Genomic DNA, 376 nt, shown 5'->3' on the forward strand with positions numbered 1-376 from the left:
GTGCCCCATGCCGAAAATCGATGAGACCCGCCCGTTCATTCCCATTGGCATCGCGGTCTTGACCGTCTCCGATACGCGCACCTTCGCCGATGACAAATCCGGCGACACGCTTGCAGCGCGCGTTGCCGAGGCAGGCCACCGACTGGAGGCACGGGCGATCTGCAAGGACGACAGGAAGGCGATCTTCGATCAGGTCGAGGCCTGGACGCGGCAAGACAATATCGACGTGGTGATCACCACGGGAGGCACCGGCTTTACCGGCCGAGACGTGACGCCCGAGGCGCTGGAACCCTTGTTCGAAAAGCGCATGGACGGCTTTTCCGAAGTCTTCCACCGCATTTCCTACGACAAGATCGGCACCTCGACGATCCAGTCC

Annotated in this window: 1 protein-coding gene; it reads left to right on the forward strand. The window is 61.7% G+C overall.

Translation table 11 applies throughout. The annotated features are described in order from the left end of the window. On the forward strand, nucleotides 1-376 hold a 376-nt coding region (locus AC1D0P_RS31835), incomplete at both ends, for a MogA/MoaB family molybdenum cofactor biosynthesis protein (protein WP_477680374.1).

It is taken from the genome of Polaromonas sp. P1_G2, from assembly GCF_056405515.1.